Source organism: Nocardia sp. NPDC057668 (assembly GCF_042799795.1).
In the GTDB taxonomy this organism is placed as follows: Bacteria; Actinomycetota; Actinomycetes; order Mycobacteriales; family Mycobacteriaceae; genus Nocardia.
Map to the genome: position 1 here is coordinate 563,695 of NZ_JBHVIC010000003.1, position 22,964 is coordinate 586,658.

Sequence of the window (22,964 nt, forward strand, 5' to 3'; positions counted from 1 at the left end):
CGTTCAGGCTAATGGTTTGCCAGTTGCCACCCCTTGGCACCGTGCAGGTGTTCCCAGAATCTGGCGTAAGTGCCCGCGGCGGTGAGCAATTCGGCATGCGTACCCCGGGCGACCACGGCGCCGGTCGAGTCGAGCTGGATGATCAGGTCGGCGCGGGCGATGGTGTCGAGGCGATGCGCGATGACGATGACCGTCGCCTGTTCGCGCAGCCGCTCGATCGCGGCGACGACGTGGGCTTCGTTCTCCACGTCCAGCGCCGAGGTGGCCTCGTCGAGCAGCACGATGGGCGCCCGTTTGAGCAGGGCCCGCGCGATGGCCACGCGCTGGCGTTCGCCGCCGGACAGTGCGCGCCCGCCCTCCCCGACCCGCGAAGCCCAGCCGTCGGGCAGTCGTTCGGCGATCTCGCGCACCCCGGCGAGGTCGCCCGCCCGGTGGATCTCCGCCTCGGTGGCGTCCGCGCGGCCGACGGCGATATTGGCGGCCAGGGTGTCGTCGAAGAGGTAGACGTCCTGGAAGACCAGGGACAGCTGCGCCATCAGCTGCTCGCCGGTCTGCTCGGCGACGGGGACGCCGCCCACGCGGACGGTGCCCGCGCCGACGTCGTAGAACCGGCTGATGAGCCGGGCGATGGTGGTCTTGCCGCTGCCGGACGGGCCGACCAGGGCGATCATGGACCCCGCGGGCACGGTCAGCGTCACCTCGCGCAGTGCCGGTGCCGCGCCGGGCGCGTACCCGAAGGTGACGTTCTCGAATTCGACGGTGCCGGGCGCGGTCAGCACGGCGGGCGCGGCCGGTTCGGGCAGCGGTGCGGCGGTGAGCACTTCGTCCAGCGCGTCGAGCAGCGGACGCCGCGATTCCAGTGCGATGGCGGCCTCGGTGATGGCGGACACCGTCGAGGAGAAGCGCAGCGCCAGGCCGATGAAGGCAAGGGCGGGAACGGGTTCCAGCGTGCCGGCCACCGCCAGGGACCCCGCGGCGCTGATCAGCGCGACCACCACGCCCTGGGTGATCATGCCGCTGAGCAGCATGCCCGCCGATTCGAGCCAGAGGCCGCGTTTCTTGGCGGCGTACGCCCGATCGAGCGCGCCGGACAGCGGCGGGAAGTCGGTGCTGCGGCCGGTGGAGCGCAGCGCCCCTTGGCATTGCGCGTATTCCACGATGCGGCCCGCCAGTTCGATCTCGGCGGGTTCGTGAATCGCCTTGCCGCGGCGCATGAGATCGGTCGAGAGCAGGGTGATCACGGCGAAGATCGGCACCGCGACGGTGATGATCAAACCCAGCAGCGGATGCCACAGCCACGCGGCGATGATGATCACCCCGGCCGCGGTGATCCGGGAGACCAGCGGGCCGAACATGTGCGCGAAGATCTCCCCCGCCGACATCAGCTCGGTGGAGACCATGCGCGACAGCTTGCCCGCGATCGGACGTGCGAACCAGCCCAGCGGTTGTTTCGCGACCTGATCGCCGGTGAGCCGGTGGATGCTGCGCAGGAAGTCCAGGGCGACAGCGTAATTGGCGCGGCTCTGCGCGTAGTTGACGGCAAAGCTGGCCACCGCCAGCGCGCCCAGGACCCACAGCCATCCGGTCAGGCCCAGGCCCCACACCGGCGCGTCCTCGGCGAGCGTGCTGATCGTCGGCAGCAGGGCGGCCAGGGCCAGGCCCTCGATCAGCCCGGCCGCGACGCTGATGCCGAGGGCGGGTTTCAGTTGTTCGGGTTGCGAGATCATCCGGCTCATGCGCGGGACGATGTCGAGCAGGGGCAGGTTCATCGCGGCTCTCCCGTGGTCAGCGCCCGGCCGTCGGCGGGTCGAGTTCCGTTGTCCGCCCGCCACAATCGCGCGTAACCGGGTTGACTCAGCAACTCGTCGTGGGTGCCGGCGGCGCGGATGCCGCCGGCTTCGATGAGGACGATCTGGTCGACGCCCTTGATCACTTCGGGCCGGTGCGCGATGAGCAGCACGGTCCGGCCGCGCACCAGCGCGGAGAGCGCCTGCTGGATCTCGTGCTGGGATTCGGGGTCGGTCAGGGCGGTGGCCTCGTCGAGCACCAGGATGGGCGCGTCGACCAGCAGCGCCCGGGCGATCGAGATGCGTTGCGCCTGACCGCCGGACAGCCCGGTGTCGCGGCCGTAGACGGTGTCGAATCCGTTCGGCAGTGCCTCGATCTCGTCGAGGACCTGCGCGGCGCGGGCGGCGTCGCGAATCTGCTCGTCGGTGGCGTCCGGGCGGCCCAGGGCGATGTTGTCGCGCAGGCTGAGGGCGAGCAATTGGGCGTCCTGGAGCACGAATCCCACGCGCGAGTAGAGGTCCGGGACCTCGCCGACGGGCACGCCGCCGATGCTGATGACACCCGAGAGCGGGTCGTCGAAGCGGGCCAGCAGGGTCGCGATTGTCGACTTCCCGGAGCCGGAGGGTCCGACCAGGGCGGTGACCGTGCCCTCGCGCAGGGTGAAGCTGACGTCGTCGATCGCCAGCGCGGCCTCCGCACCGGAGCGGTAGGAGTAGGAAACCCGTTCGAAGACGACCTCATTCGACACCGGAACGGCCGCCCCGTCCTGTTCGGCCAGCGTCGGCGTCTCGAGCAGGTCGGTGATGCGCAGCGCCGCGCCGCCGGCGAGCTGCTGGGCCCACAGGGAGTTCATGAGCACTTCGAGCGCGTACGGAATCAGCAGGGCGATGAGCGCGGTGGCCAGGACGTCGGCCGCGGTGACCGAACCGCCGTGCACCAGGACCGATCCCACGCCGATATTGATCGTGAGCACCAGCGGGACCGCCAGAAACGAGGTGCCCAGGGCGGATACACGAATGAGCGGCCGGACCCACTTCAGGTAGAACAGATTGAAGTCGTCGGCGGCCTCCTGATAGTTGCGGTGCGCCTTGCCGACTCGGCCGAAGGCCTTGACCACGGAGATACCGGTGACGAACTCGACCATACGAGCCGAGACGGTGGACAGCCGCCTGTCCATTTCCACGGTCTTCTCCCCCATGCCGCGCATCGACAGCAGCACGGCGCCGACGTAGAGCGGCAGAGTCGCCACGGACAGCAGACCCAGCCGCCAGTCGATGACGAACGCGTACACGGTCAGCGCGAGCGGCATGACGACGGCGTTCGTACCGTCCACCGGTTGGTGCGCGATGAGGTGGTGGATGGTTCCGATCTCGTCCTGCAACGCTTTCCGGACCCGGCCGGAATTGGTCGAGGTGAACCACGCCAGCGGCACCCGGGCGAACCGGCGCACCATGCGCTCCTGGATCAGGTGACCCAGCCGCGCGTCGGCCAGATGGGTGACCAGCAGCGCGACGAAGTAGACGCCCAGCCGAAGTCCGAAGGCGCCGAGCAGAATTCGCAGCCAGCGCGACACCTCCCCGCCGTCCACCGCCACGCCCGCGGCATGGGCGCCGATCAGCACGTCGCCGATCCGCACCAGCGCGATGTACGGCACGACGGCGAGCACGCCGGACAGCACCGCGAGCAGCCTGGCGAGCGTCAGCTGTGCCGACACCGGCTTCATCAGTTCGGCCAGCGCCCGCGCGCCGGCCCGCTGCTGGGCCTTGGTGTCGGCCGGATCCGGGTCGGGTCTTCGAGGCGGGAGATCCGGGCGAAGCTCGGCGGGCGCGGCGACCGATGGCGATGACGCGGTCATATCACTCCTGGTTCAGGCACTTCCCCACGCAGCGGGCACCCACCGCGGTCGGCAGTGAACTTAGGTTTGCCATACTTAATACTGAATGGCGTTCAGAATATGACCGGGGTGCATGCCGCGCAAGACCTTCACCGGGCCCCGGCATACGAAAGACCCGGCACCCCGGAGGATGTCGGGTCTTCGGCGGGTGGGACTAGGAGGCGAGCGGCTGGTCGTCGACGATCATGTCGTAGTTGACCTGGTCGCCTTCCACGTTGGTGGTGGTCGCGGTGACGCCCCAGCGGGTGCCGTCGGCCTCGGTTACCACGCAGCGAATCTTGGTACCGGTGGCTCCACGAAGGAGGCCGGTGCAGGTCGAGGCCTTGGGGGCCGTACCTACCCGTTCCTGGTAAAAGTTGGAGACATTGCTTGCCACGTCGTCGGGAGCGACGTACTTGTCCGTGATGTCGAGGTCGTAGTAGGCGGTGTCGCCCTCGACCTTGGTTACCTTGGCCAGGACGGACCAGGTCTGGCCGTCCCCGGATGTGATGGCGCACTTCTGGGTGGCATCCACCTTGGCGTCCAAATCACCTTCGCACACAACGGATTTCGCGTCTTCGTGCGACGTATCGTGGAATACGCTACCGGTCTTGGATTCCACGTCACTTTTGCTCACCGAACCGGGCCCCGAGTTGCATCCGGCCACGAGTATCGGGACGAACACGAGGGGCAGAGCAGCTATCAGTTTCCGCATAGACAATTTTATGGCCGATGCCGGGGCTTTCCTCCCGGTTTTCGCCAGGAAAGATCGACTTCGCAACCAATTCGCATCCGGACCGCCGCCCCGTCGCGAAACCTCGCATCTCACCGCCGGAAATGTTTGCTGGATGTTTGACAGCATCCCGGCCGGGTATGCGCGTTATCGCAGCACGCTTGACCAGATCGTTTCCAACGCGGCGCTCCGAGCGGGGTCGACCCCGCACCGAGTCGCCGCCGGACCGGAGGACGGATCATGGCGAAGACGCTGGAATCACTGATCGGCTGCACCGTGCGGGACGCCGCGGGCGCCGAAATCGGGCACGTCGAGGGCTTCTACCTCGACAACGAATCGGGAATCGCCACGTGGGCGGCGGTGTCGACCGGGATGGGCGGTGAGCAGGCACTGGCCCCGCTGGAGGGCGCCGAGTACCAGCCCGTGGACAACTCCCTGCGCGTTCGGGTCGATCGCGAGCAGGTGCGCGGCGCACCGCACCTCGAACACGACGGACAGCTCGAGCCGCAGGATGAACGCGAGCTGATCACCTACTACCGCGGCGGTCAGCGGCGGGGCGTCGCGACCACCAAGGCGCAGCGCATCCGCCGGCGCGCGGACGAGCCGCTGACGCGCGGCCGGACCGGCGCCGAGGATTTGCCGATCGCCGACGAGCGGCTCGTGATCGAGGGCGAGCAGATCACCCGGGGCGCGCCGCGCACCGAGTACGTCGAGACCGAACGCGTGTGGCTCGAGGAGAACGACGGGCGCGCATAGCTTTTCACTCGCCAATCAGCTGACTACCAGGAGGAAATCATGGAATGGCTGCTGGGTTTGCTCGGCGGTGTCGTCGGCGGCGGTATCGGTGGATCGAGGAGTCCGTTCGGGCCGCTCGTCCACGGGCTCGCCGGGGCGATCGGTGGCGGAATCACCGGCGCGATCATCGAATCCACCACCGGGAGCGGTTTGGACTTCGGCCAGATCCTCGCCCAGGTCGCCGGTGGCGGCGCGGTGGGCGCGGCGTTCTCCGCGGTGCTGGGACTGGCGACGCGGCCCAAGACGGGAGCGGAGTCATGAGCGGATGGAAGAGATCGTTCGCCGGCGCGGCCGCGTTCGCCGCGGTGCTGCTCGGCGCCGGGTCGCTGACCGCGACGATCGCGACGGCGCAGCCCGCGGGCGCGGAGGCCGCGATCGACGCCCACTACACGGACAAGGGTGGAGCCGCCACGCCACTCGGTGAAAAGGTCGGCGCCGTCTACGCTTTCGGCCCGGACGGGGCCGCGCAGGACTATCGCGGCGGCAAGATCATCTACTCCGCCGATACCGGCGCGAAGGTGATGTACGGGGCCATCCTGGACAAGTACCTCGCCCTGGGCGGCGCGGACGCCGTCGGCTACCCCACCAATGACGAGTCCGACGTCGCGGTCGCGGGCACCGCCCGTTTCAGCGAGTTCTCCGCCCCCGACGGCGCCACCATCCAGTGGAGCCCGCAGAACGGGGCGTGGCTGGTGCGCGGCCCGATCCGCACCGCGTGGTCCGAACTGAACGCGACCGACGGGGTGCTGGGCGCGCCGACCAGCGACACCACCCTCGCGAACGGCGTGTACAGCCAGAGCTTCACCGGGCAGAACGGTGAGCCGGTGCAGATCCAGTGGAGTCAGGCCGACGGGTTCGTGAGCACGCCGCCCGCCATCGCCGGGCAGTTGAGTGGTCTGGACGTCTCCGCACCCGGCGCCCCGCCCGGAGATTCGATGTCGTCGGGCGCGGCGCCCGCCCCGGCGACCGGGTCCGACTCCAACGCGAAGTGGTGGGCGCTGCCCATCGGCCTCCTGATCGCCGCCGCCGCGGGCGGTCTCGCGATGCTGGCCACGAGAAGCCGCGGGCACCAACACCATTCGGTCGGAACGACCACGGCCGGCGCGCACCGGGCCCCCACCCGGACGGCCGGTGCGCCGGTCGCCGCGGCGGGCGGTCAGCGGCACACGGCCGGTGCGCATCTGGCGACGCTGGCCGAGCGGGCTCGCACGTTCGGCGGCGGGCACGGGCGGCCCGTGTAGGTGAATTCGGACGGTGGCGTTACCGCCGGCCATCCGAGGGAATGTGCCGCCCGGCGGATCTGCCCGCCGGGCGGCACCTCCCTCACAGCGACCGCAGCGCCCTGACTCCCAGGCCGGGATCGGCCAAGGGGCGCAGGGCTATTCGCATCAGCGCCCGGGCGTTGTCGTCGCCCGCCGTGCGGTTCAGCTTGAGCGTTCCGCACGCCAGGCACTGGTGCACCAGCGACCATTCGCCGTTCGCACGCACGGTCAGGCCGACCGCGCGCATCCGGCCGCCACACGACGCGGCCCGGTCCCCCGGCATCCGGTCCACGTGCCGACTGCTCAGACAGTGCGGGCAGTGGTTGCGATGGGCGGTACCTGCCGCCGCGATCGGTACGTCGAGGCGGCAGCCGACGCAGCGGAACGCGTCGCCGAATTCGCCGCCGCGGCCGTGCAATACGGATTTCTCGCGTTGTCTGCGGCCGGGAGCCGCGGTGTTCCTGCGTGGCATGGCCGGCGCCTACAGCTCGCCGAACACTTCGAGAGGGAACGGTGGCTCGGCCAGCGGGCGGACGGCCAGTCGCATGAGTATCAACTGGTTGTCGTCGCCGCAGACCGGGTGCAACGCCAGTTCGCGGCAGCGGGTGCAGCGATGCACCAGTGCCCATTCGCCGGTGCGCGACACCGCGATCGACAGCGGTGACATGCGGCCCTGACAATCGGAACCGCCGCCCTCGGCCTGATCGAGGGTGTGGCGCGAATGCAGGCAGCTGGGGCAGTGATTGCGCCGTTCGCCGCCGGGACCGAGCAGGGTCACGGTGAGCCCGCAGCGCATGCAGGGGAAGGTGGAGGTACGCAGCGCCGGGTGGGCGCCGCTGGAACGAGAGATGTTGTCCGACAACTCGGATACTCCTTGCCGTGAGCCGAAATGCTGGCAGGAAGCAGGCCGAGCGCGCCTGACGCCGGTGACTACCGGCAGATGTGGTGCGGGCAGCGATATGTCGTACCGAAGCAACACTCCGAGGCGCTACTCGGCGCGGGCCGGGTCATAGATCACTCCTCCAACCGACGATCGCGGACGCGCCCGATCGGGCGCGGCGGCAACCGTAGCAATGGCGAATCGGCGCTCGCCATCGATTTTTCGCGCAGGACCCCCGGCACAGCCGTGGCCGGGGGTCACCACGCCGGCTGTCTCAACTCGCGACGGCCCGATACGACTCCAGCACCTCGACCGGAATGCGGCCGCGGCTGGAGATCGGCAGGCCCTGGGCGCGAGCCCATTCACGGGCCGCGGTGCTCTCCTGCCGATCCGCCGACGAACGTGCCGGGGTGGCGGTGGCCTTGGTGCGGCGGGTGGTGCCGCGGATCTTGCGTGCGCTGGCGATCCACGGCGCGTACACCTCGCGCAGGGCCGCCGCGTTCTCACTCGACAGGTCTATCTCGTAGTCGATGCCGTCGAGCGAGAATAGGACGGCCTCGTCGGCCGTTGATTCGCCGTCGAAGTCATCAATGATGTTGACGACCACTTTCCGTGCCACGATCATCCCTCCGGTAGGTGCGCTGGCGTCCTCGAACGCGGATGTTCTTCGGGTCAGTTGTACACAGTCCGGTTTCGGGCGTTGATCTCAGGACCTCGCACGGCCCGCGCGCGCGCCGAATTCGCCGGGCTCGAGAAATGAAACGCCAGGTCACAGCCATTCGACTCGAGCAATGCCCCGGATCGCGTCGCCGCCGGGACGCTGTGTGAGAAGGTGGGTTTTCACTCGCGAATCCGGTTGGGGCGATTCCGGTTACGGGTGAGTAGCAATCCTGATGGAGGAGGAGTTTGGTGGAAGCAGCGTTCGACGTCGCCGGTCTGGTGGGACATCGCTACCGGGTCGAGGACTTTTACGAGGTCGGGCGGGAGAAGATCCGCGAGTACGCCCGCGCGGTGCAGGATTTCAATCCCGCGCACTGGAGCGACGCCGCCGCGGCCGAACTCGGATACACCGGGCTGATCGCGCCGACCACCTTCATCTCGACCACCGCGATGCTGGCCAATCGCAGGCTGCTCGACACCCTCATGAACGGCTACGACGTGGTCGTGCAGACGGATCAGGTGTTCGAGATGCACCGGCCGGTGCTCGCCGGCGACCGGTTGATCAGCGACGTCGAACTGTCCTCGGTGCGCCGCATCGCGGGCAAGGATCTGCTCACCATCACCAATACGTTCCTCGATCAGAGCGGCGACATCGCCCAGGTCATGCACACCACCGTGGTCGGGCTGACCGGTGAGGACGTCAACACCGACGTCAGCGACACCATCGACCGGGTGATCATGACCGGGCTCGACACCGCGTCCCGGGCCGGCGGCGTCACCGGCGACGACGGGATCGCCCCGCCCCCGGAAAACGTTGCCGGGCTGTCGGATGTCTCGCGCACCCGTGAGCCGCGCACCACCCTGCGCTTCGACGAGGTCGGCGTCGGCGACGAGCTACCCGCGCGGACCGTGCGCCTGACCCGCGGCGATCTGGTGAACTACGCGGGCGTCTCCGGCGACGTGAACCCCATCCACTGGCACGACGGCGTCGCCACCCTCGCGGGACTGCCCGACGTGATCGCGCACGGCATGCTCACCATGGGCCTGGGCGCGGGGTTCGTGACCGGCTGGCTCGGCGATCCCGGCGCGATGACCCGGTACGGGGTCCGGCTGTCGAATTACACGGTCATCGAGGCGGGTTCGGCGGGCACCGTCGAATTCACGGGGCGCGTCAAGTCGCTCGACCCGGAGACCAGGTCGGCGGTCATCGTGATCGTCGCGAAGTCCGCGGGACGCAAGATCTTCGGGCTGGCGACCGCGGACGTGCGCCTGTCCTGACCATGACGGCCGGACGGCCGCACGCCCCGCCCGAACTCGGCGGGTGCGTGCGGCCGTTTTCACGCTCCGGAGCGCGGTCACGCTCCGGAGCGGGGCCGGCGGACGGTCAAGAGCGCCTGCGCCGCAGCGCCCACCAGGTCAGGACCGCGCCGGAAGCCGCTGCGGCGGTGAGGGGCACGGGGTGGCGTTTAGCGCTGTGGACCAGTTGCAGGCCGCGGCCGACGACCCGCACGCTCGTTTCGGCCACGGCGGCGTCGGCCTCCTCGCGCAGTTGCTCGGCGTCCGGCAGCAGATCGTCGGATTCGGGTGAAGTGGGCGGGACCGGGATCGGGTTCATCCTCGACTTCCATTCTCGATGGGCACGGGCTCGACCGGGTGGTACCCGCCACCGCCGAGTCGAAACGGTGGCGGCGGGGGGCGGGGGCGATCTGCCGCGCCTGTTTCGGCGATCCGTGCCCGGGTATGCGCTGACGGTCCAGTTCGTATGGGATCAAAGGATTTTCGATGACCGAACCGTCTACCCGGACCGGCAGACCTGACAGCTCGTATTCGTCGTCCAGCGTCGAGAGGATGGCGCAGCACCCGAATTTCGCGCGATTCGCTCGCGCGGGATTCGTGATGAGCGGAATCGTGCACCTGTTCATCGGGTACCTCGCCATCCGCCTCGCGCTCGGCAACGGTGGCGGCACCGCCGACCAGTCCGGGGCCATGGCCGAACTGGCCGCGACACCCGGTGGCGGAGTTGCCCTGTGGATCGGCGTGGTCGCTTTCACGCTGATGGCGCTGTGGCGCTTGACCGAAGCGGTGTTCGGCAAGGCTTCCGAGCCGCAGGCCGACAGCAAGAAATCCGAGGCCGTGCACCGGATCAAGGCCGCGGCCGTGGCCGTGATCTACTTCGGATTCGCGCTCACCGCATTCGGTTTCGCACGCGGGCGCGGCAAGTCGAGCAGCGGCGAGAGCAAGAGCCTCACCGCGCGGTTGATGGAGAACACCGCGGGAACGGCGCTGTTGATCATCGGTGGCGCGGTCATCATCGGCGTCGGCGGCTACCACGTCTACAAGGGCGCGACGCGACGCTTCCTGAAGGACCTGAAGGGCACGCCCAGCAAGCTGGTGCAGCGACTCGGCACGGCCGGGTACATCGCGAAGGGGCTGGCGATCGGCGCCGTCGGGGCGCTGGTGATCCTGGCCGTGAGCCAGTCCGACCCGGACAAGGCCTCGGGGCTGGACGGGGCGCTCAAAACCCTTGGCGCGCAGCCCTACGGCGCGACGCTGCTGGTGGCCGCGGGACTGGGGATCATCACCTACGGGCTGTACAACATCGTGATGGCGCGGCTCGCGAAGATGTAGCCGGGTCGAGGCCGGGGACGGCGGGATGACGCCGGCGCCCGGCCGCCGGCCACGAGGCGATAAGAGAGTCCGACCCTATCTAACTCACTGTCGGCGTGCTAGACATACGACAACGGCGAGGAGGCGGCGATGGCGAAGATTGTGGTGTTCGGGGCGACGGGGTACACCGGCCGGCTGACGGCCGAAGCCCTTGTCGCGCGCGGTGTTTCACCCGTGCTGGCCGGGCGGAACGGACCCGCCCTGGAGAAGCTCGCGGCCGATCTCGGCGGCGCGCGGACCGCCGTCGCCGATGTCGCCGACCCCGCGTCGGTGCGGGCGCTGCTCGGGCCGGGCGATGTCCTGATCAGCACGGTCGGGCCGTTCCTGCGACACGGCGGCCCGGCGCTGGCCGCCGCCATCGACGCCGGGGCGCACTACCTCGATTCCACCGGCGAGGGGCCGTTCATCCGGACCGTGTTCGAGCACGACGACCGGGCGCGAGCCGCCGGTTCGGCGCTGCTCACCGCGTTCGGATTCGATTACGTCCCGGGCAATCTGGCCGGCGCGCTGGCCCTGGCGGCCGCGCCCGGCGCCGTGCGCGTGGATATCGGCTACTTCGCCGACAACCCGCGCACCAGCGGGGGCACCCGCGCCTCGATCGCCGGAATGCTGTTCGAACCCGGTTTCGCGCTGCGCGACGGGCAGATCGTGACCGAGCGCGCGGGCGCGCGACTGCACTCGTTCGATGTGGCCGGAGCCGCGCGGACCGGGGTGTCGATCCCCGGCTCGGAGCAACTCGCGCTGACCCGCTCGTACCCGGGTGTACGCGAGGTCGGGGTGTATCTGGGTCTGCCGACGCCCATCGCACAGGGCCTGCGCGCCGGATCCGGCTTGACCGCGGCCGTGGGGAAGGTACCCGCGCTCAAGCGGGGTCTGGACAGCGTCCTGACCCGTGCCGTGCAGGGGTCCACCGGCGGCCCGGGCGCCGAGTCGCGCGAGCGCACCCGGACCTGGGCGGTGGCCGAGGCGCGCGATGCGAACGGAAAGACTTCGGCGACGGTCACTCTCGCAGGCGGTGACCCCTACGACTTCACCGCGGCGATCCTCGCCTGGGGCGCGCACACGGCGCTCGAGGGCGGGCTGCGCGGCACCGGGGCGCTGGGCCCGGTGGACGCCTTCGGTCTCACGGAACTGGACGCGGCGGTGACCGCCGCGGGATGGTCCCGCTACCCGGCCGATTCCGCGCGGTGAACGAATAGCCCGGGTGCGCGGGCCCTGTCGCCTGGCTCGACGTTTGCGGCGCAACGATACCGGCGGCGACACGAACTGATACCGCCGGTGTCTGCGCATCGATCGCCCGAATCGCGCTGCGGCACAGCTCGGCTCACGAGCGGATCGGCTCGGCCTCGCGGGACCCGCGGACTCGGGTTCACAAGGGCGGCAGGCGGCTCGGCGGCCTTCAGCTCGCGGTGGGCGTGTTCGAGCCGGACGCGGCGCAGGTAGCCCAGCGGCATGGTGTCGAAATGACGACGGAAGTCTTCCTGCAGGGCGCGCGGGGTTACGCGGGCCGTCGATTACCGGAGAACGGTTCGGCGAAGCGAAGGTAGCTCACCCATCCAGACAAAGTAAGGGTACCCTTACCGAGGGTGAGCGAACGGGTGCCCGACGGCGTCGGTCCGCTCCCGGCCGGGTCCGGCCGTTGCCGGGCGTGGCCTGCGCGGGCGCGCGGGGAAAAGGCCTGGCGCCGTGCGCGATCGGAACCACCGCCGACGTACGGAGAACTCTGTGGCTACTCGTGACGACACCTTCCCACTCATCGGCGCGTTGCGCGACGCGGTGCTGCTCTCGGCGACCGTGACCGAATTCGAGGACCTGTCGCCGGCGCTGCGGCGCATCCGGTTCCAGGGTCCGCGGCTGCGCGGGCTGAGCTGGCAAGCGGGACAGCATATTCGGATCCAGGTCGGCGGATTCGCCGAGACGCTCTTGCGTTTTCATCCGCACGACGCGCTGCGCGCGTACTCCGTCTACGACGCCGATCCGGTGGCGGGAACCCTGGATATCGTGCGATTCGAGCACGATACGGAGCCGGAGACGCTGACGCCGTCGCGGCGGTGGGCGCGCGACACCGGCATCGGGGAAACCGTGCATTTCACCAGGCCCCAGGGAAATTTCGTCGTCCGGGACGACGCGCCGTATCACCTGTTCGCGGGTGAGGAGACCGCGTCGGTCGCGTTCGCCGCCATGCTGCGCTCCCTGCCCGCCGGGGCCGAAGTGCACGGCGTGGTCGAGGCCGCCACCGCCGCCGGGCACCTGGCGCTGCCGCGCGGTCTGACCGGGGTGGAGCGAGGTGCGGGCGGGGCCGCGAACTCCGAGACGCTGGCCGCCGGACTGCGCGCCCTGCCGCTGCCGGACCGGCCCGGGGTGGCCTACCTCGCCGGCGAGGCCCGCACCATCCAGCGACTGCGCCGGATCCTGATCGACGAGCGCGGCTGGGATCGCCGGGCCGTTCGCACGAAACCGTTCTGGACGCCCGGGCGCACCGGAATGGAGTAGCCACCACGCCCGCAAAGGAAGCGATAAATTCGCGCGCACGAGCTCGCGCGATCCGTAAGGATCCGCGGCGCACCCCGACGGCGCGGGTTGAATCGAGGGCCTGAATCGCTTGCGAGAGAGCAGGAAACCACCATGAACACCATCGATCGAACCGACTCGGCGCCCGCCGTGCGGGTGAGCTGGTCGGCGGGCGAGGCCGCCTACGTCGCCCGTTCGGATCGATTCCCGGGCCTCACCGCGCGGAACGAGTGGTCCGCGCTCGCCGCGCTGGACGAATTCATCGAACTCGTCGAACACGTGCGGCGACAGGGCGACGGGGTGCGGCCGGCCGCGTGAGGGGTTACGCGGCCTGCAGCGCCTGGGTCCGCAAGTCTTTCAGCACACGGGACAGGATGCGCGAGATCTGCATCTGGGATACGCCCAGCTCCTGCGCGATCTGCACCTGGGTCTTCTCCTGGCCGTAGCGCAGGATCAGGATGCGGCGCTCGCGCTCGGGCAGCGCGGCCAGCAGCGGACCCGCGGTGAGCGAATCCTCCATGAGCGCGAAGCCGGGGTCGACGTCGCCGATGGTATCCGCGGGCGAGAAGGTCGCGCCGTCCTCGGTGCCGGTGACCCGGGTGTCGAGGGAATCGGCGGTACGGCTGTTGCGGGCGATGAGCGCCTGGGTGATCTCGTACAGATCGGCGTCGAGGTGATCGGCCAGCTCACGGGCGGTGGGCTCACGCCCGAGACGCTGGGACAGCTGCGGGATCGCCGTGGTGAGCTGCTGCTGCAGTTCCTTGAACCGGCGCGGCACGCGCACGGCCCAGGTGCTGTCCCGGAAGTACCGCTTGACCTCGCCCATCACGGTCGGAATCGCGTAACCCAGGAACGACGAGCCGTGCTCGGGGTCGAAACGGTCCACCGCGAGCACCACGCCCAGCGCGGCGATCTGCGCCAGATCCTCGTAGTCGACCCCGCGGCCGGCGTAGCGGCGCGCGATGTGCTCACCCAGCGGCATGGCCTCGGCGATGATGTCATCGCGCAGACGGGCCCGGCCGGGATCCTGTGGATCCAGGGCCGCGAGCTCGGCGAGCCGGGGTTCCAGGTTGTCGTAGGTGTCGCTTCCCTTGCGTGTACTGCGGGTGGCGGGTCGTGCGGTGTATTCAGTTGACATGTTCAGCCCCTCGGTGCGGTGTCCCGTACAAAACGTGGGTATTTCTAATCTCTACCCGGTCCGACCGGATCGAAACAACCCGGCGCGAGATGGCCCACACCGGGCGATCTGCCCGAATCACCGCGAATAAGTTGCCCCTCACCTGCGGAGACGAGGCGTGGAATCAGCCGTTTTCACCAATCACGGTTTGATAAACAATTCGATGGGGAACGCTTAGGACATGATCATCGACTCACGTAATCACCCCCGGAATACGACGAGGATCGATCGCACCAGCACCGCCGTGGCGCTGGCCCTGTGCCTGTTCTTCTTCCTCGGACTGACCCTGCTCACCGGCTCGGCGCTCACCGCGCTGACCGGCACCGCCGGCCTGCTCGGCGCCCTGGTCATGACCTTCCAGATGCTGGCCCTGCCCACCGACACGCACTGACGGTTCCGGTCCGCACGCGCCGGAACCACAGCGCCTACATGCGCGCGAGCAGCTCGGCCTTCTTGGCCGCGAACTCGCCCTCGGTCAGCAGCCCGGCGTCCCGCAGTTCCCCGAGTTTGCGCAGATTCTCGGCGATGTCCCCCACGGGCGCGCGCTGCGCTCCCCCGCCACCGGCTTCGGCTTTCAGCCGTCGGAAGGCCGCGACGAACGCCTCACCCCGCCCGTGCGCGATCTGGGCGACCGACGCCATCCAGCGCGAGGTCGAGATGGTGACGGTCTCCCCGCCCGGCTGGGTCGAGAATCCCAGCGCCACGACCGCGTCCAGCGCGAACTCCTCCACCGAGGCGCTCAGCAGACCCTTGTCGAAGAAGAACATCCGGCGCGTGGTCAGCACCAGCATCCCCTGTCGCTGATCGTCGAACAGACCCTGCGCGAGCTCGATCACGTACTCGTCGAGCCTGATGTACTCCGACAGCGAGCGTGCCTCGCGGTGCCCGAACAGCCAGCCCAGCTTCCCGATCCGGTCCAGGGCGGCGGTCAGGCCGTGATCGTCGATGGGCAGCCCGCCCGCCGCGGTGATGTCGTCGATCAGCTCGATGTGCTTGCTGCCCATCATGTCGACGGTCCACTCGATCACGGTCGAGGACGGGCTCTCGGGCCGGAAACCCGCCGAAAGCGTAGCGGCCCAGCGGTTCTTGCGCAGGGAGCGCTTGGATTCCGCCAGCAGCGGATTGCCGCGCCGGGTGATCTCCACACCGAGGGCCTTCATGCCGTGCTCGATGGCCGGGTACGCCTGCTCGTACGGCGCCAGCACCCGAATCGCCACGTTGCGCACTATCCCCACGCGAGGATCGTAGCGGCCCGGGCTATGTCGCCGCGGGACAGGTGACGCGCGGCGGGCTACCCCAGGTCGCCGGGATGCGGCCCGGTGGCGAAGGGGTTCGGCTCGTCCGCGGCGAGCACGCCGACGAACGGATCACCCTCCCCCGCGAACGTGTATGCGCCGCTTTCGATCCGGTCGATCAGGCCGTGCGTCCAGGCCGCCTCGCTGTCGGCCGAGTGCACCCACATGTTCATGATCTCGCCGATGTGCCCGAGCTGCCCGGGGCCGTCCTCGGGGATGTAGTGCTCGGTCACCGAGGCCCGCCAGCGTTCGAGCCCGGCGATGCGCTCGCGCAGCAGGGCGACGGCTTCCGCGCGCGGCAGGTCGACCATGAATCCGATTGCGGCCGACAGCATATCCATCTTCTGGTCGTACGAGGTCAGCGCCTCCCGCAGCAGCGCCCGGTATTCCGCGGTGCCCCGCTCGGTGATCTCGTATTCCACCCGGGGCGGTCCGCCCACGGTGCTGGGCGCGACCTCGTGCGCCAGCAGCAGTCCCTGCTTGGCCATCTGCTTGAGCGCGTGGTAGATCGAGCCCGCCTTGGCGTTGGACCACTCGTGCGCGCCCCAGAACTCCAGGTCGTTGCGCACCTGATAGCCGTGCGCGCGGCCGTGCTGGCGAACCGCGCCGAGCACCAGCAATCGGATCGCCGACATGGACATCTCCCTCCGGGTGAGTGCGCCCAGGCTAGCACTATTCAATCTTGACTAGATGCAGCGGCGGCGCGTACGTTGGTCGGGTAATCAAGTTTGACTAATAGGGCGGCCGACGCGGACCGCCCCGGTCGAACGCGGGCACCGAACGGCAGGGGTGTTTCTTGTCCTACGACAACCCGGCGATCTTCGTCGAAGGCCTACGAAAGAGATACGGCGGCAAGCAGGCCCTGGACGGCCTGGATCTGACCGTCCGCGCGGGCACCGTGCAGGCGGTGCTCGGCCCGAACGGCGCGGGCAAGACCACGGCCGTGCGCATCATGTCCACCCTGCTCCGGCCCGAACAGGGCCGGGTCGAAGTGGCCGGGGTCGACGTGCGCGCGCACCCCGAGATCGCGCGCACCCGAATCGGATTGCTCGGCCAGCACGCCGCGGTCGACGAGGAACTCGGCGGCAGGCAGAACCTGGAGATGTTCGGGCGGCTCTACCACCTGGGCGCGCGGCGCGCAGGGGTGCGGGCCGACGAACTGCTTGCCCGGTTCGGGCTCGCCGACACCGGGTCGAAGGCGGTCAAGCACTACAGCGGCGGCATGCGGCGCCGGCTCGACCTGGCGGCCTCGCTCATCTCCGAACCGCGCGTGCTGTTCCTGGACGAGCCGACCACCGGGCTCGATCCGCGCGGGCGCACCGAGGTGTGGAACGCGGTGCGTTCCCTGGTCGACGGCGGCGCCACCGTCCTGTTGACCACCCAGTACCTGGAGGAAGCCGATCAGCTGGCCGATCGGATCACCGTGATCGACCACGGCCGGGTGATCGCCGAGGGCACCGCCGACGACCTCAAATCCCGGACCGGCGGCGACCGCATCGATGTGGTGCTGCACGACGCGAACCAGCTCACCCGCGCGGCGGCGCTGCTGCCCGGGGACGTGCTGATCGATCAGGATCGGCGACTGCTCAGCGCGGTCGTCACGGACCGCATGCGAGCGCTGACCGGGGTCGTGCGCGCACTCGAGGAGGCGGGAATCGAGGCGCGGGACATAGCGATTCGCCGGCCTACCCTCGACGAGGTCTTCATGGAACTGACGAAGGAGAAGGTGGCGTGACCACGACGTACGGCGCCGCCCCGGCGGCCGGCTCGGCAGCGCTGTGGGCCGTTTCCGACTGCTGGACCATGACCAGGCGGGAACTGGCGCACTGGGCGCGCCAGCCGGTACAGGTGGTGGTCGGGCTCGTGTTCCCGGTCATGCTGCTGGTGATGTTCAGCTACCTCATCGGCGGCGGTCGTGCCATCGACGGGGACTTCACCGCCTACCTGGTCCCCGGCATGCTGACCATGACCATGGCGTTCGGGCTCGAGTCGACCATGACCGCGGTGACCCAGGACCTGGGCAAGGGCGTCATCGACCGATTCCGTTCCATGCCCATGCATTCGGGCGCGGTGCTGGTCGGGCGCAGCATCGCGGACATGCTGCAGTCGGTGCTCGGACTGGCCGTCATGGTGGTCGTCGGCTACGCCATCGGCTGGCGCTGGCACGGCGGAGTGGCGGCCTTCCTGGCGGCGATGGGCCTGCTGCTGCTCCTGCGCTTCGCCATGCTGTGGATCGGGATCTACCTGGCCATGGTCGCGGGCAAACCGGAACTCGTGCAGACCGTGCAGATTCTGGTGTGGCCCATCAGTTTTCTGTCGAACGCCATCGCCTCCCCCGAATCGATGCCGTCCTGGCTCGGCGCGGCCGTGGAATGGAATCCCATGTCGGCCACCGCGACCGCGGTGCGCGAGCTGTTCGGCAATCCGGTCGCGGCCGGTGACTCCTGGGCGAGCGCGCACGCGCAGTTGCTCGCGGTGCTCTGGCCGCTGGGGCTGATCGCGGTGTTCTTCCCGCTCGCGGTCAAGCGATTCCGGGATCTGAGCGGCTAGCGGGTGCACGGTGCGGTCGTGCGAACGACCGCACCGCGGCGGCCCGGCCCGGGTGGCGGCGTCCTCGATCCACCGCCGAACCCTTACCTGGTCAAGGCTTTCGCGATGGCCTCGCCGTCGAAAGCGCCGGGCGAGCCGTGCCCGGGAACGAGAACCTTGGCGGGCTGGGTCGCCAATCCGATGGCCGTGTCCAGGGTTTCGGACTCGTCGTGATTGAACACCTTCGGCAGCAGTTGCGGCCCGGTCGCGCAGACCAGCGGATGGCCGGTGACCAGTGCGTCACCGGTGAACAGCACGCCCTCGGCGGGCATCAGATAGGCGGTGTGCCCGCTGGTGTGCCCCGGGGTCGGCACCGCGACGATCCCGCCCGGCAGCGCGGCCAGGGTGGCGGCGTCAGCGGCGACGGCCTCGGGAATCTTCATGCCGATGTGGCCGCGGATCGCGACCAGCGTGTGCGCGACCCAGCCGCGACCGCGCCCCGTGGCGAGCTGCTTGACCATGCTCAGCGGGGTGATCTGCTGCAGGTACTCACGTTTGGCGTGCCGCACCTCCTCCGCGCCGGTGTAGACCGGCGCGCCGGTGCTCGCGATGAGCGCGGGCACCCCGCCGATGTGATCGAGGTGCGCGTGCGTGATGAGCACGGCCGCAACGTCATCGAGCGAATGCCCGATCTGCCGGACGGAATCCAGCACGTCGGCGCTGTCGGAGGGATATCCGGCATCCACGACGGTGACCCCCGAACCGTCGGTGACCAGCGCCCAGTTGACGTTCGTACCGGCCACCACGTAGACGGAGTCCGAAACCTGATCGATTTTCACGGTGCCTCAACTATTCCTGGATGCGATGTTCGATGACCCCGATCCCCTCGAGCTCCAGGCGCAGATCGTCGCCGGGAGCAAGCCATCGGCCCAGCTCCATTCCACACCCGCCGGGCAGGGTGCCACTGGAGAATAGTTCACCCGGATAGAGCTGCTCGCCGCGCGACACGTGTGCGATGGCCTCGGCGAGCGTATAGCGCATGGTCTGTGTTCCTGTCCGCGACAACACCTTTCCGTTGACCGCGACCGTGCCGCGCACGTCGCCCAGCCGCGCGGCGAGCCCGGAACCCGCGACCGCGGTGACGGACATCGAGGTGATGAAGTGCTTGGCGCGCTGGGGCCCGAATCCGGATCGCATCTCGGCCAATTGCACGTCGCGAGCGGAGAAGTCGTTGATCACGACCGCGGCCGCGATCGCGGCGGCGGCCTGTTCCGGGGTCGCGTCCCGCAGCGGCGCGCCCAGGACGACCCCGAGTTCGAGCTCGAAATCCAGGGCCCGGCTGTACGGCGGCGCGGTGATCGGCACCCCGGAGGGCACGATGGTCTGCGCGTTGGACATGTAGTAGATGGGCTCGCGATACCAGAGCGCATGCGGGCGGAACGGCGGGAAGGTCCGCCGGGTGAGGGTCTCGTACACCCGGCCGATCCGGTAGCCGGCGGGTACGAAACGCCTGGCCATACCCCGTGCGGCGTTCACCGCGTGCTGTTCGAAGAGCATGAAGTCGCGGAAGGACACCGGGCAGACCGGCAGCACCTCGACACCGTCCGCGAGCCCGAGCGCGTCGTACCGCGCGATCTCGTGGTCGGTGGTGAAGGCGGAATCGGGTACGACGAGCCCGGCGGCACGGTCGGATACCCCGTGGGCGCGCCAGCCCGAGCCGGTGTCGACCTGGGTGTCGATGCGGTGGCGGGCGTGATCGAGCACGCGCCGGACCCGGGGCAGCGGGAGGTTCATCGCACGACCCCGGCCGGCGTGCGCACGCCCAGGTGGTCCGCCAGGAACCGGGCGGACAGCGCCGCCCAGTGTTCGGCGTGGCCCATGGCGCAGTGGTCGTCGCCCGCGTAGAGCACCAGGTGCGCGTCGGGCGCCCCGGCGGCGAGCTCGATCGAATCCCGGGTGTCGGCCAGGGTGTCGTGGGCGCCGTTGATGACCAGCAGCGGAATATCGATGTCTCGATAGTGCTGTGCCAGTGAGAGTTTCGAGAGTTTGCGGGACAGGTCGGCGACACCGGTGGCGCCCAGGGTGGCGCTCAGCGCCGACACCATGATCTCGGGCATGCCGATCGCGTTCGCCAAGCCGAAGCTGCGGTGGGTGAGCGGGCCGTTGGATACCGCGACGCGCAACCGCGGGTCCACCGCAGCCATGCGCGCGGACCAGTAGGCCCCGAAGCTGAACCCCATCATGCCGAGGCGTTCGGCATCGATGCGCGGGTCGGCGGCCAGATGGTCGAGCACGGCCGAGTACACGCCTTCGGCGGCCGCGGTCAGCGGCGCGGTATAGGAGTAGGTGCCGGGCATCTCCATGACGAACATGCCGATGCCGATGTCGCGCCGGGCGAGCAGGGGCAGCAGTACCTCGGCGATCGTGCCCTCGAGGCCGTTGCTGACCAGGACCGCCGGAACCGGCGCGGCGGCGTCCACCGGCAGGACCAGCATGCCGCGCACGCGCTCGCCGCCACCGACGGGAATGTGCGCCACCTCGACGCTGACGCCCATGGCCGGCGCCAGTGCGCATAGCAGGACCTCGCACAGCCGGTGCGAGCGCTCGTAGGCGCGCAGCCTGGCCAGGCTCCCGCCCGGCCAGGCGGCCACGAATTCGTAGACCATCGCCTTGATGAGCGCGTCCAGGGCGGTCGCGGCGTCGGCGGATTCGGGATGCTCGGCGCAGAAGCGCTGCACCGCGGCGGGATCGGCCACCGGACCGCGATCGGCCAGCAGGGTCACCGCGGGCGCGAGCAACTCGCCGAGCGCGGCGGGCACCGCGTCGGTGAACAGGCGGGCCGCACACGGGCCGCCCAACTGAGCCAGGGCGGCGTCGGCCCGGATCAGCTGTTCGTCGGCGAACGCGGCCCAGTATCCGGCCCACCGGACGTCCTCGAAGGAACGGCATTCACCGAGGCTGCGGCGGAACTCCTGCTCGGAGAACCCGCCCAGGTGCGTGAACCGGTCGGCGAACAACCGGGGCAGAAAGGGCGCGACGCCCACCTGCCGGGCCGCGCGTTCGGTGGTGTGGGTCAGGGCGCGGGCGCTGACCAGCACTCGCTGTCCGATATCCGGCAGGGACGTCATCGTCGGGCCTCTCGATCTCTAATCGCAGAATATTCTGCTTTAGATGAGAGAGTAGAAGCCCCCGGGACACAAAAGCAACAACTTCTGCTTTAAGATCGGCGGATGACCGCAGCCGAGGACACGACGACGCAGCGCCGACCGGGCGGCCGGGCGGCCAAGGTCACCGAAGCCGTGCACGCCGCAGTGCTGGCGGCCGTGGCCGAACTGGGCGTGGACAAGGTCGGGATCCCCGACATCAGCCGCCGCGCGGGCGTGCGGGACAGCTCGATCTACCGGCGCTGGGGCACGCGCGAGAATCTGGTCCTGGACGTGATGCTCACCGCGAGCGAGCGCACGCTGCCGCTGCCGGACACCGGCACCCTGCACGGGGATCTGCGCGCCTTCGCCACGGGGCTCATCGCCTACCTGGACACGCCGCTGGGCAACGGCCTGGCCCGCGCGCTGGCCTTCGTCACCGACTCCGACGAGATCGTCGCGGCGCGAAACACCTTCTGGGAGAAGCGCAACGCACACAACGAGGTCATGATCACCCGGGCCGTGGCGCGCGGGGAACTACCGCCGGGCACCGACGCCCGACTGGCACTGGAAACACTGGTCGCACCGATTCACTTCCGGCACTTCCTGACTCGGCAACCCATGGACGAGTCGTTCGCCGCGGAACTGGCGACCCGGGTCGTTCGCGCGCTGCGCGCACAGGGGTGACCCGCGGCCGATCACGCCGCCGGGCAGCGGTTCCCGCGCTCACATGACGACAGCACGCACCGACATCGCCGGCGGCCCGGGATCGGTTGCCGCCCAAGGCTTGCGCGCGGCGTCACTGGCGCACGCAAGCGGGATGTGGACGCGGCGCCGGGTGCGAACCCGGGCTATCTGACAGAACAACCCCGGCGGACCGGCAGTCCGCGGTCTTCGAGCGCGGCCAGCACGGCCTGCCCGCGGCGAGCGCCGGCGACGGAATCGGTGCCGGCCAGGGCGGGCACGTAGGTGGCCGCGCCGACGATGGATTCCGCGACCAGCGACCAGAAGCGGCGCACCCCGAGCCCGGCGCACCGCACCATGGCCTCCTGCACGAGCCGTAGCGCGGGCTCGCAGCGATGGGCGAGCCAGACGTACATGGCGGCCTCGCACGGCAGCGTCACCACACCCGGCTCACCGGCCAGGCGATCACCCTCGATGACGCGAATGGTGGTGTCGGCGAGACCCGCCCAATCGATGCCGCCATCATTGTCGGTATGGATCCACAAGTTCTCCAGACCCGGATCCCAGGCCCGCCCCTCGGCGATCACCATGGCCATGACGCGACCGATGACCGCGTGGATGAGTGCGGTGGCGACCACTTCGGCGGCGATCTCGGGGTTGCTCATCTCGGCGGCGTGCCGCCGGTACATGAGTTCGATCCGGCCTTCACGAATACCGTCCGACAAACGCCACCAACGACGTTTTCCCTGTTCGGACATGGCGGCGACGGCGTACACCCGGGGGTGCTCCGGCTGCAGGTTCCGCAGTCGGGCACAGGCTCTGCCGAACGCGACCCTGGAGTCGCGCGGCGCGCACATGGTTACCGGTTCGAGCATCGAACCTCCTTCATCGACTGTTCCGGGGCCTCGCAAGGCAAGGGGTACAAGCTGGGGCGAAAAGATAGGTTAGGCTTACCAGACTTAATGAG

The 22,964-nt window shown here is 69.5% G+C and carries 26 protein-coding genes; 12 read left to right on the plus strand and 14 right to left on the minus strand.

The annotated features are described in order from the left end of the window. Positions 1-8 precede the first annotated feature (8 nt). The 3 genes from ACFVBH_RS21145 to ACFVBH_RS21155 all read right to left on the minus strand — a co-directional run bounded on the left by ACFVBH_RS21145 (position 9) and on the right by ACFVBH_RS21155 (position 4,523). Positions 9-1,769 (minus strand): ABC transporter ATP-binding protein, encoded by a 1,761-nt coding sequence (locus ACFVBH_RS21145; RefSeq protein WP_379003618.1) that lies wholly within the window; start codon positions 1,767-1,769, stop codon positions 9-11. Then, positions 1,766-3,643 carry an ABC transporter ATP-binding protein gene (locus ACFVBH_RS21150; RefSeq protein ID WP_379003620.1) on the minus strand — a complete coding sequence of 626 codons (1,878 nt, stop codon included), beginning with the start codon at positions 3,641-3,643 and terminating at the stop codon, positions 1,766-1,768. Before ACFVBH_RS21150 ends, ACFVBH_RS21145 begins: the two co-directional genes overlap by 4 nt. 193 nt (positions 3,644-3,836) lie before the next feature. Further along, the gene (locus ACFVBH_RS21155) at positions 3,837-4,523 is read right to left on the minus strand and encodes a DUF4333 domain-containing protein (RefSeq protein WP_379003622.1); all 687 of its coding nucleotides are present in this window, start codon (positions 4,521-4,523) and stop codon (positions 3,837-3,839) included. 111 nt (positions 4,524-4,634) lie between these two features. Here ACFVBH_RS21155 and ACFVBH_RS21160 point away from each other — a divergent pair, with 111 nt between their 5' ends. The 3 genes from ACFVBH_RS21160 to ACFVBH_RS21170 are packed head-to-tail and all read left to right on the plus strand — an operon-like array spanning position 4,635 to position 6,430. Then, positions 4,635-5,150: a PRC-barrel domain-containing protein gene (locus ACFVBH_RS21160; RefSeq protein WP_354987779.1), complete on the plus strand. Its 516-nt coding sequence runs from the start codon at positions 4,635-4,637 to the stop codon at positions 5,148-5,150. Between the two features lie 39 nt (positions 5,151-5,189). Beyond that, the gene (locus ACFVBH_RS21165) at positions 5,190-5,450 is read left to right on the plus strand and encodes a hypothetical protein (protein ID WP_379003624.1); all 261 of its coding nucleotides are present in this window, start codon (positions 5,190-5,192) and stop codon (positions 5,448-5,450) included. Next, positions 5,447-6,430 carry an LGFP repeat-containing protein gene (locus ACFVBH_RS21170; RefSeq protein ID WP_379003626.1) on the plus strand — a complete coding sequence of 328 codons (984 nt, stop codon included), beginning with the start codon at positions 5,447-5,449 and terminating at the stop codon, positions 6,428-6,430. Before ACFVBH_RS21165 ends, ACFVBH_RS21170 begins: the two co-directional genes overlap by 4 nt. An 82-nt stretch (positions 6,431-6,512) precedes the next feature. On the opposite strand, the gene ACFVBH_RS21175 is transcribed toward ACFVBH_RS21170, so the two are convergent. From ACFVBH_RS21175 to ACFVBH_RS21185, 3 genes are all read right to left on the minus strand, one after another. Beyond that, the gene (locus ACFVBH_RS21175) at positions 6,513-6,923 is read right to left on the minus strand and encodes an RNHCP domain-containing protein (protein WP_354989372.1); all 411 of its coding nucleotides are present in this window, start codon (positions 6,921-6,923) and stop codon (positions 6,513-6,515) included. A gap of 9 nt (positions 6,924-6,932) precedes the next feature. Continuing rightward, the gene (locus ACFVBH_RS21180; protein WP_379003629.1) at positions 6,933-7,313 is read right to left on the minus strand and encodes an RNHCP domain-containing protein; all 381 of its coding nucleotides are present in this window, start codon (positions 7,311-7,313) and stop codon (positions 6,933-6,935) included. Positions 7,314-7,605: 292 nt separating this feature from the next. Then, entirely contained in the window at positions 7,606-7,950 is a 345-nt protein-coding gene (locus ACFVBH_RS21185; protein ID WP_354989374.1) for an Lsr2 family protein, read from the minus strand. A 287-nt stretch (positions 7,951-8,237) separates the two neighbouring features. Between ACFVBH_RS21185 and ACFVBH_RS21190 the strand changes: the two genes are divergently transcribed. After that, positions 8,238-9,269, plus strand: a complete 1,032-nt coding sequence (locus tag ACFVBH_RS21190; protein ID WP_354989375.1) for a fused (3R)-hydroxyacyl-ACP dehydratase subunits HadA/HadB — start codon at positions 8,238-8,240, stop codon at positions 9,267-9,269. 106 nt (positions 9,270-9,375) lie between these two features. On the opposite strand, the gene ACFVBH_RS21195 is transcribed toward ACFVBH_RS21190, so the two are convergent. Further along, entirely contained in the window at positions 9,376-9,606 is a 231-nt protein-coding gene (locus tag ACFVBH_RS21195; RefSeq protein WP_354991654.1) for a hypothetical protein, read from the minus strand. Between the two features lie 167 nt (positions 9,607-9,773). Here ACFVBH_RS21195 and ACFVBH_RS21200 point away from each other — a divergent pair, with 167 nt between their 5' ends. The 4 genes from ACFVBH_RS21200 to ACFVBH_RS21215 all read left to right on the plus strand — a co-directional run bounded on the left by ACFVBH_RS21200 (position 9,774) and on the right by ACFVBH_RS21215 (position 13,487). Next, positions 9,774-10,619: a DUF1206 domain-containing protein gene (locus ACFVBH_RS21200; RefSeq protein WP_379003632.1), complete on the plus strand. Its 846-nt coding sequence runs from the start codon at positions 9,774-9,776 to the stop codon at positions 10,617-10,619. 129 nt (positions 10,620-10,748) lie between these two features. Continuing rightward, entirely contained in the window at positions 10,749-11,849 is a 1,101-nt protein-coding gene (locus ACFVBH_RS21205) for a saccharopine dehydrogenase family protein (RefSeq protein WP_379003634.1), read from the plus strand. Between the two features lie 534 nt (positions 11,850-12,383). Then, complete coding sequence (locus tag ACFVBH_RS21210; RefSeq protein ID WP_379003636.1) at positions 12,384-13,151, plus strand: siderophore-interacting protein; 768 nt, start codon at positions 12,384-12,386, stop codon at positions 13,149-13,151. A 132-nt stretch (positions 13,152-13,283) separates the two neighbouring features. Next, on the plus strand, positions 13,284-13,487 hold the full coding sequence (locus ACFVBH_RS21215) for a hypothetical protein (RefSeq protein WP_379003638.1): 204 nt from the start codon (positions 13,284-13,286) through the stop codon (positions 13,485-13,487). A 4-nt stretch (positions 13,488-13,491) separates the two neighbouring features. Here the strand turns inward: ACFVBH_RS21215 and ACFVBH_RS21220 are convergent, their stop codons facing one another. Next, a complete protein-coding gene (locus ACFVBH_RS21220; protein WP_354991649.1) occupies positions 13,492-14,307 on the minus strand; it encodes a SigB/SigF/SigG family RNA polymerase sigma factor in 816 nt (271 codons plus the stop codon). Between the two features lie 220 nt (positions 14,308-14,527). On the opposite strand from ACFVBH_RS21220, the gene ACFVBH_RS21225 reads away from it, so the two are divergent. After that, complete coding sequence (locus tag ACFVBH_RS21225) at positions 14,528-14,737, plus strand: hypothetical protein (protein ID WP_354991648.1); 210 nt, start codon at positions 14,528-14,530, stop codon at positions 14,735-14,737. 34 nt (positions 14,738-14,771) lie between these two features. Here ACFVBH_RS21225 and ACFVBH_RS21230 read toward each other — a convergent pair whose 3' ends face one another. Both ACFVBH_RS21230 and ACFVBH_RS21235 read right to left on the minus strand, forming a co-directional pair. After that, positions 14,772-15,581 carry an SHOCT domain-containing protein gene (locus ACFVBH_RS21230; RefSeq protein WP_379003641.1) on the minus strand — a complete coding sequence of 270 codons (810 nt, stop codon included), beginning with the start codon at positions 15,579-15,581 and terminating at the stop codon, positions 14,772-14,774. A gap of 56 nt (positions 15,582-15,637) precedes the next feature. Beyond that, on the minus strand, positions 15,638-16,276 hold the full coding sequence (locus tag ACFVBH_RS21235) for a PadR family transcriptional regulator (RefSeq protein WP_379003643.1): 639 nt from the start codon (positions 16,274-16,276) through the stop codon (positions 15,638-15,640). A 161-nt stretch (positions 16,277-16,437) separates the two neighbouring features. On the opposite strand from ACFVBH_RS21235, the gene ACFVBH_RS21240 reads away from it, so the two are divergent. Beyond that, entirely contained in the window at positions 16,438-17,376 is a 939-nt protein-coding gene (locus ACFVBH_RS21240) for an ATP-binding cassette domain-containing protein (RefSeq protein WP_379003647.1), read from the plus strand. Then, a complete protein-coding gene (locus ACFVBH_RS21245) occupies positions 17,373-18,191 on the plus strand; it encodes an ABC transporter permease (protein ID WP_379003649.1) in 819 nt (272 codons plus the stop codon). The genes ACFVBH_RS21240 and ACFVBH_RS21245 overlap by 4 nt, the downstream gene beginning before the upstream one ends. Positions 18,192-18,274: 83 nt before the next feature. Here the strand turns inward: ACFVBH_RS21245 and ACFVBH_RS21250 are convergent, their stop codons facing one another. Genes ACFVBH_RS21250 through ACFVBH_RS21260 form a run of 3 tightly spaced genes read right to left on the minus strand, consistent with a single transcriptional unit; the run spans position 18,275 to position 21,298 of the window. After that, positions 18,275-19,009 carry an MBL fold metallo-hydrolase gene (locus tag ACFVBH_RS21250; RefSeq protein ID WP_354990132.1) on the minus strand — a complete coding sequence of 245 codons (735 nt, stop codon included), beginning with the start codon at positions 19,007-19,009 and terminating at the stop codon, positions 18,275-18,277. Positions 19,010-19,019: 10 nt separating this feature from the next. Then, positions 19,020-19,964: a fumarylacetoacetate hydrolase family protein gene (locus tag ACFVBH_RS21255; RefSeq protein ID WP_379003651.1), complete on the minus strand. Its 945-nt coding sequence runs from the start codon at positions 19,962-19,964 to the stop codon at positions 19,020-19,022. Next, positions 19,961-21,298 (minus strand): alpha/beta hydrolase family protein, encoded by a 1,338-nt coding sequence (locus ACFVBH_RS21260; protein ID WP_379003653.1) that lies wholly within the window; start codon positions 21,296-21,298, stop codon positions 19,961-19,963. Before ACFVBH_RS21260 ends, ACFVBH_RS21255 begins: the two co-directional genes overlap by 4 nt. A gap of 102 nt (positions 21,299-21,400) precedes the next feature. On the opposite strand from ACFVBH_RS21260, the gene ACFVBH_RS21265 reads away from it, so the two are divergent. Then, entirely contained in the window at positions 21,401-22,000 is a 600-nt protein-coding gene (locus ACFVBH_RS21265) for a TetR/AcrR family transcriptional regulator C-terminal ligand-binding domain-containing protein (protein ID WP_379003655.1), read from the plus strand. A gap of 164 nt (positions 22,001-22,164) precedes the next feature. On the opposite strand, the gene ACFVBH_RS21270 is transcribed toward ACFVBH_RS21265, so the two are convergent. Further along, positions 22,165-22,872 carry a hypothetical protein gene (locus tag ACFVBH_RS21270; protein WP_379003657.1) on the minus strand — a complete coding sequence of 236 codons (708 nt, stop codon included), beginning with the start codon at positions 22,870-22,872 and terminating at the stop codon, positions 22,165-22,167. Positions 22,873-22,964: the final 92 nt, after the last annotated feature.

Coding starts and splice junctions, on each gene's coding strand:
- ACFVBH_RS21145 (WP_379003618.1), bottom strand. CDS start 1,769: ATGAACCTGCCCCTGCTCGACATCGTCCCGCGCATGAGCCGGATGATC.
- ACFVBH_RS21150 (WP_379003620.1), bottom strand. CDS start 3,643: ATGACCGCGTCATCGCCATCGGTCGCCGCGCCCGCCGAGCTTCGCCCG.
- ACFVBH_RS21155 (WP_379003622.1), bottom strand. CDS start 4,523: ATGCTGTCAAACATCCAGCAAACATTTCCGGCGGTGAGATGCGAGGTT.
- ACFVBH_RS21160 (WP_354987779.1), top strand. CDS start 4,635: ATGGCGAAGACGCTGGAATCACTGATCGGCTGCACCGTGCGGGACGCC.
- ACFVBH_RS21165 (WP_379003624.1), top strand. CDS start 5,190: ATGGAATGGCTGCTGGGTTTGCTCGGCGGTGTCGTCGGCGGCGGTATC.
- ACFVBH_RS21170 (WP_379003626.1), top strand. CDS start 5,447: ATGAGCGGATGGAAGAGATCGTTCGCCGGCGCGGCCGCGTTCGCCGCG.
- ACFVBH_RS21175 (WP_354989372.1), bottom strand. CDS start 6,923: ATGCCACGCAGGAACACCGCGGCTCCCGGCCGCAGACAACGCGAGAAA.
- ACFVBH_RS21195 (WP_354991654.1), bottom strand. CDS start 9,606: ATGAACCCGATCCCGGTCCCGCCCACTTCACCCGAATCCGACGATCTG.
- ACFVBH_RS21200 (WP_379003632.1), top strand. CDS start 9,774: ATGACCGAACCGTCTACCCGGACCGGCAGACCTGACAGCTCGTATTCG.
- ACFVBH_RS21205 (WP_379003634.1), top strand. CDS start 10,749: ATGGCGAAGATTGTGGTGTTCGGGGCGACGGGGTACACCGGCCGGCTG.
- ACFVBH_RS21215 (WP_379003638.1), top strand. CDS start 13,284: ATGAACACCATCGATCGAACCGACTCGGCGCCCGCCGTGCGGGTGAGC.
- ACFVBH_RS21220 (WP_354991649.1), bottom strand. CDS start 14,307: ATGTCAACTGAATACACCGCACGACCCGCCACCCGCAGTACACGCAAG.
- ACFVBH_RS21225 (WP_354991648.1), top strand. CDS start 14,528: ATGATCATCGACTCACGTAATCACCCCCGGAATACGACGAGGATCGAT.
- ACFVBH_RS21235 (WP_379003643.1), bottom strand. CDS start 16,276: ATGTCGGCGATCCGATTGCTGGTGCTCGGCGCGGTTCGCCAGCACGGC.
- ACFVBH_RS21255 (WP_379003651.1), bottom strand. CDS start 19,964: ATGAACCTCCCGCTGCCCCGGGTCCGGCGCGTGCTCGATCACGCCCGC.
- ACFVBH_RS21260 (WP_379003653.1), bottom strand. CDS start 21,298: ATGACGTCCCTGCCGGATATCGGACAGCGAGTGCTGGTCAGCGCCCGC.
- ACFVBH_RS21265 (WP_379003655.1), top strand. CDS start 21,401: ATGACCGCAGCCGAGGACACGACGACGCAGCGCCGACCGGGCGGCCGG.
- ACFVBH_RS21270 (WP_379003657.1), bottom strand. CDS start 22,872: ATGCTCGAACCGGTAACCATGTGCGCGCCGCGCGACTCCAGGGTCGCG.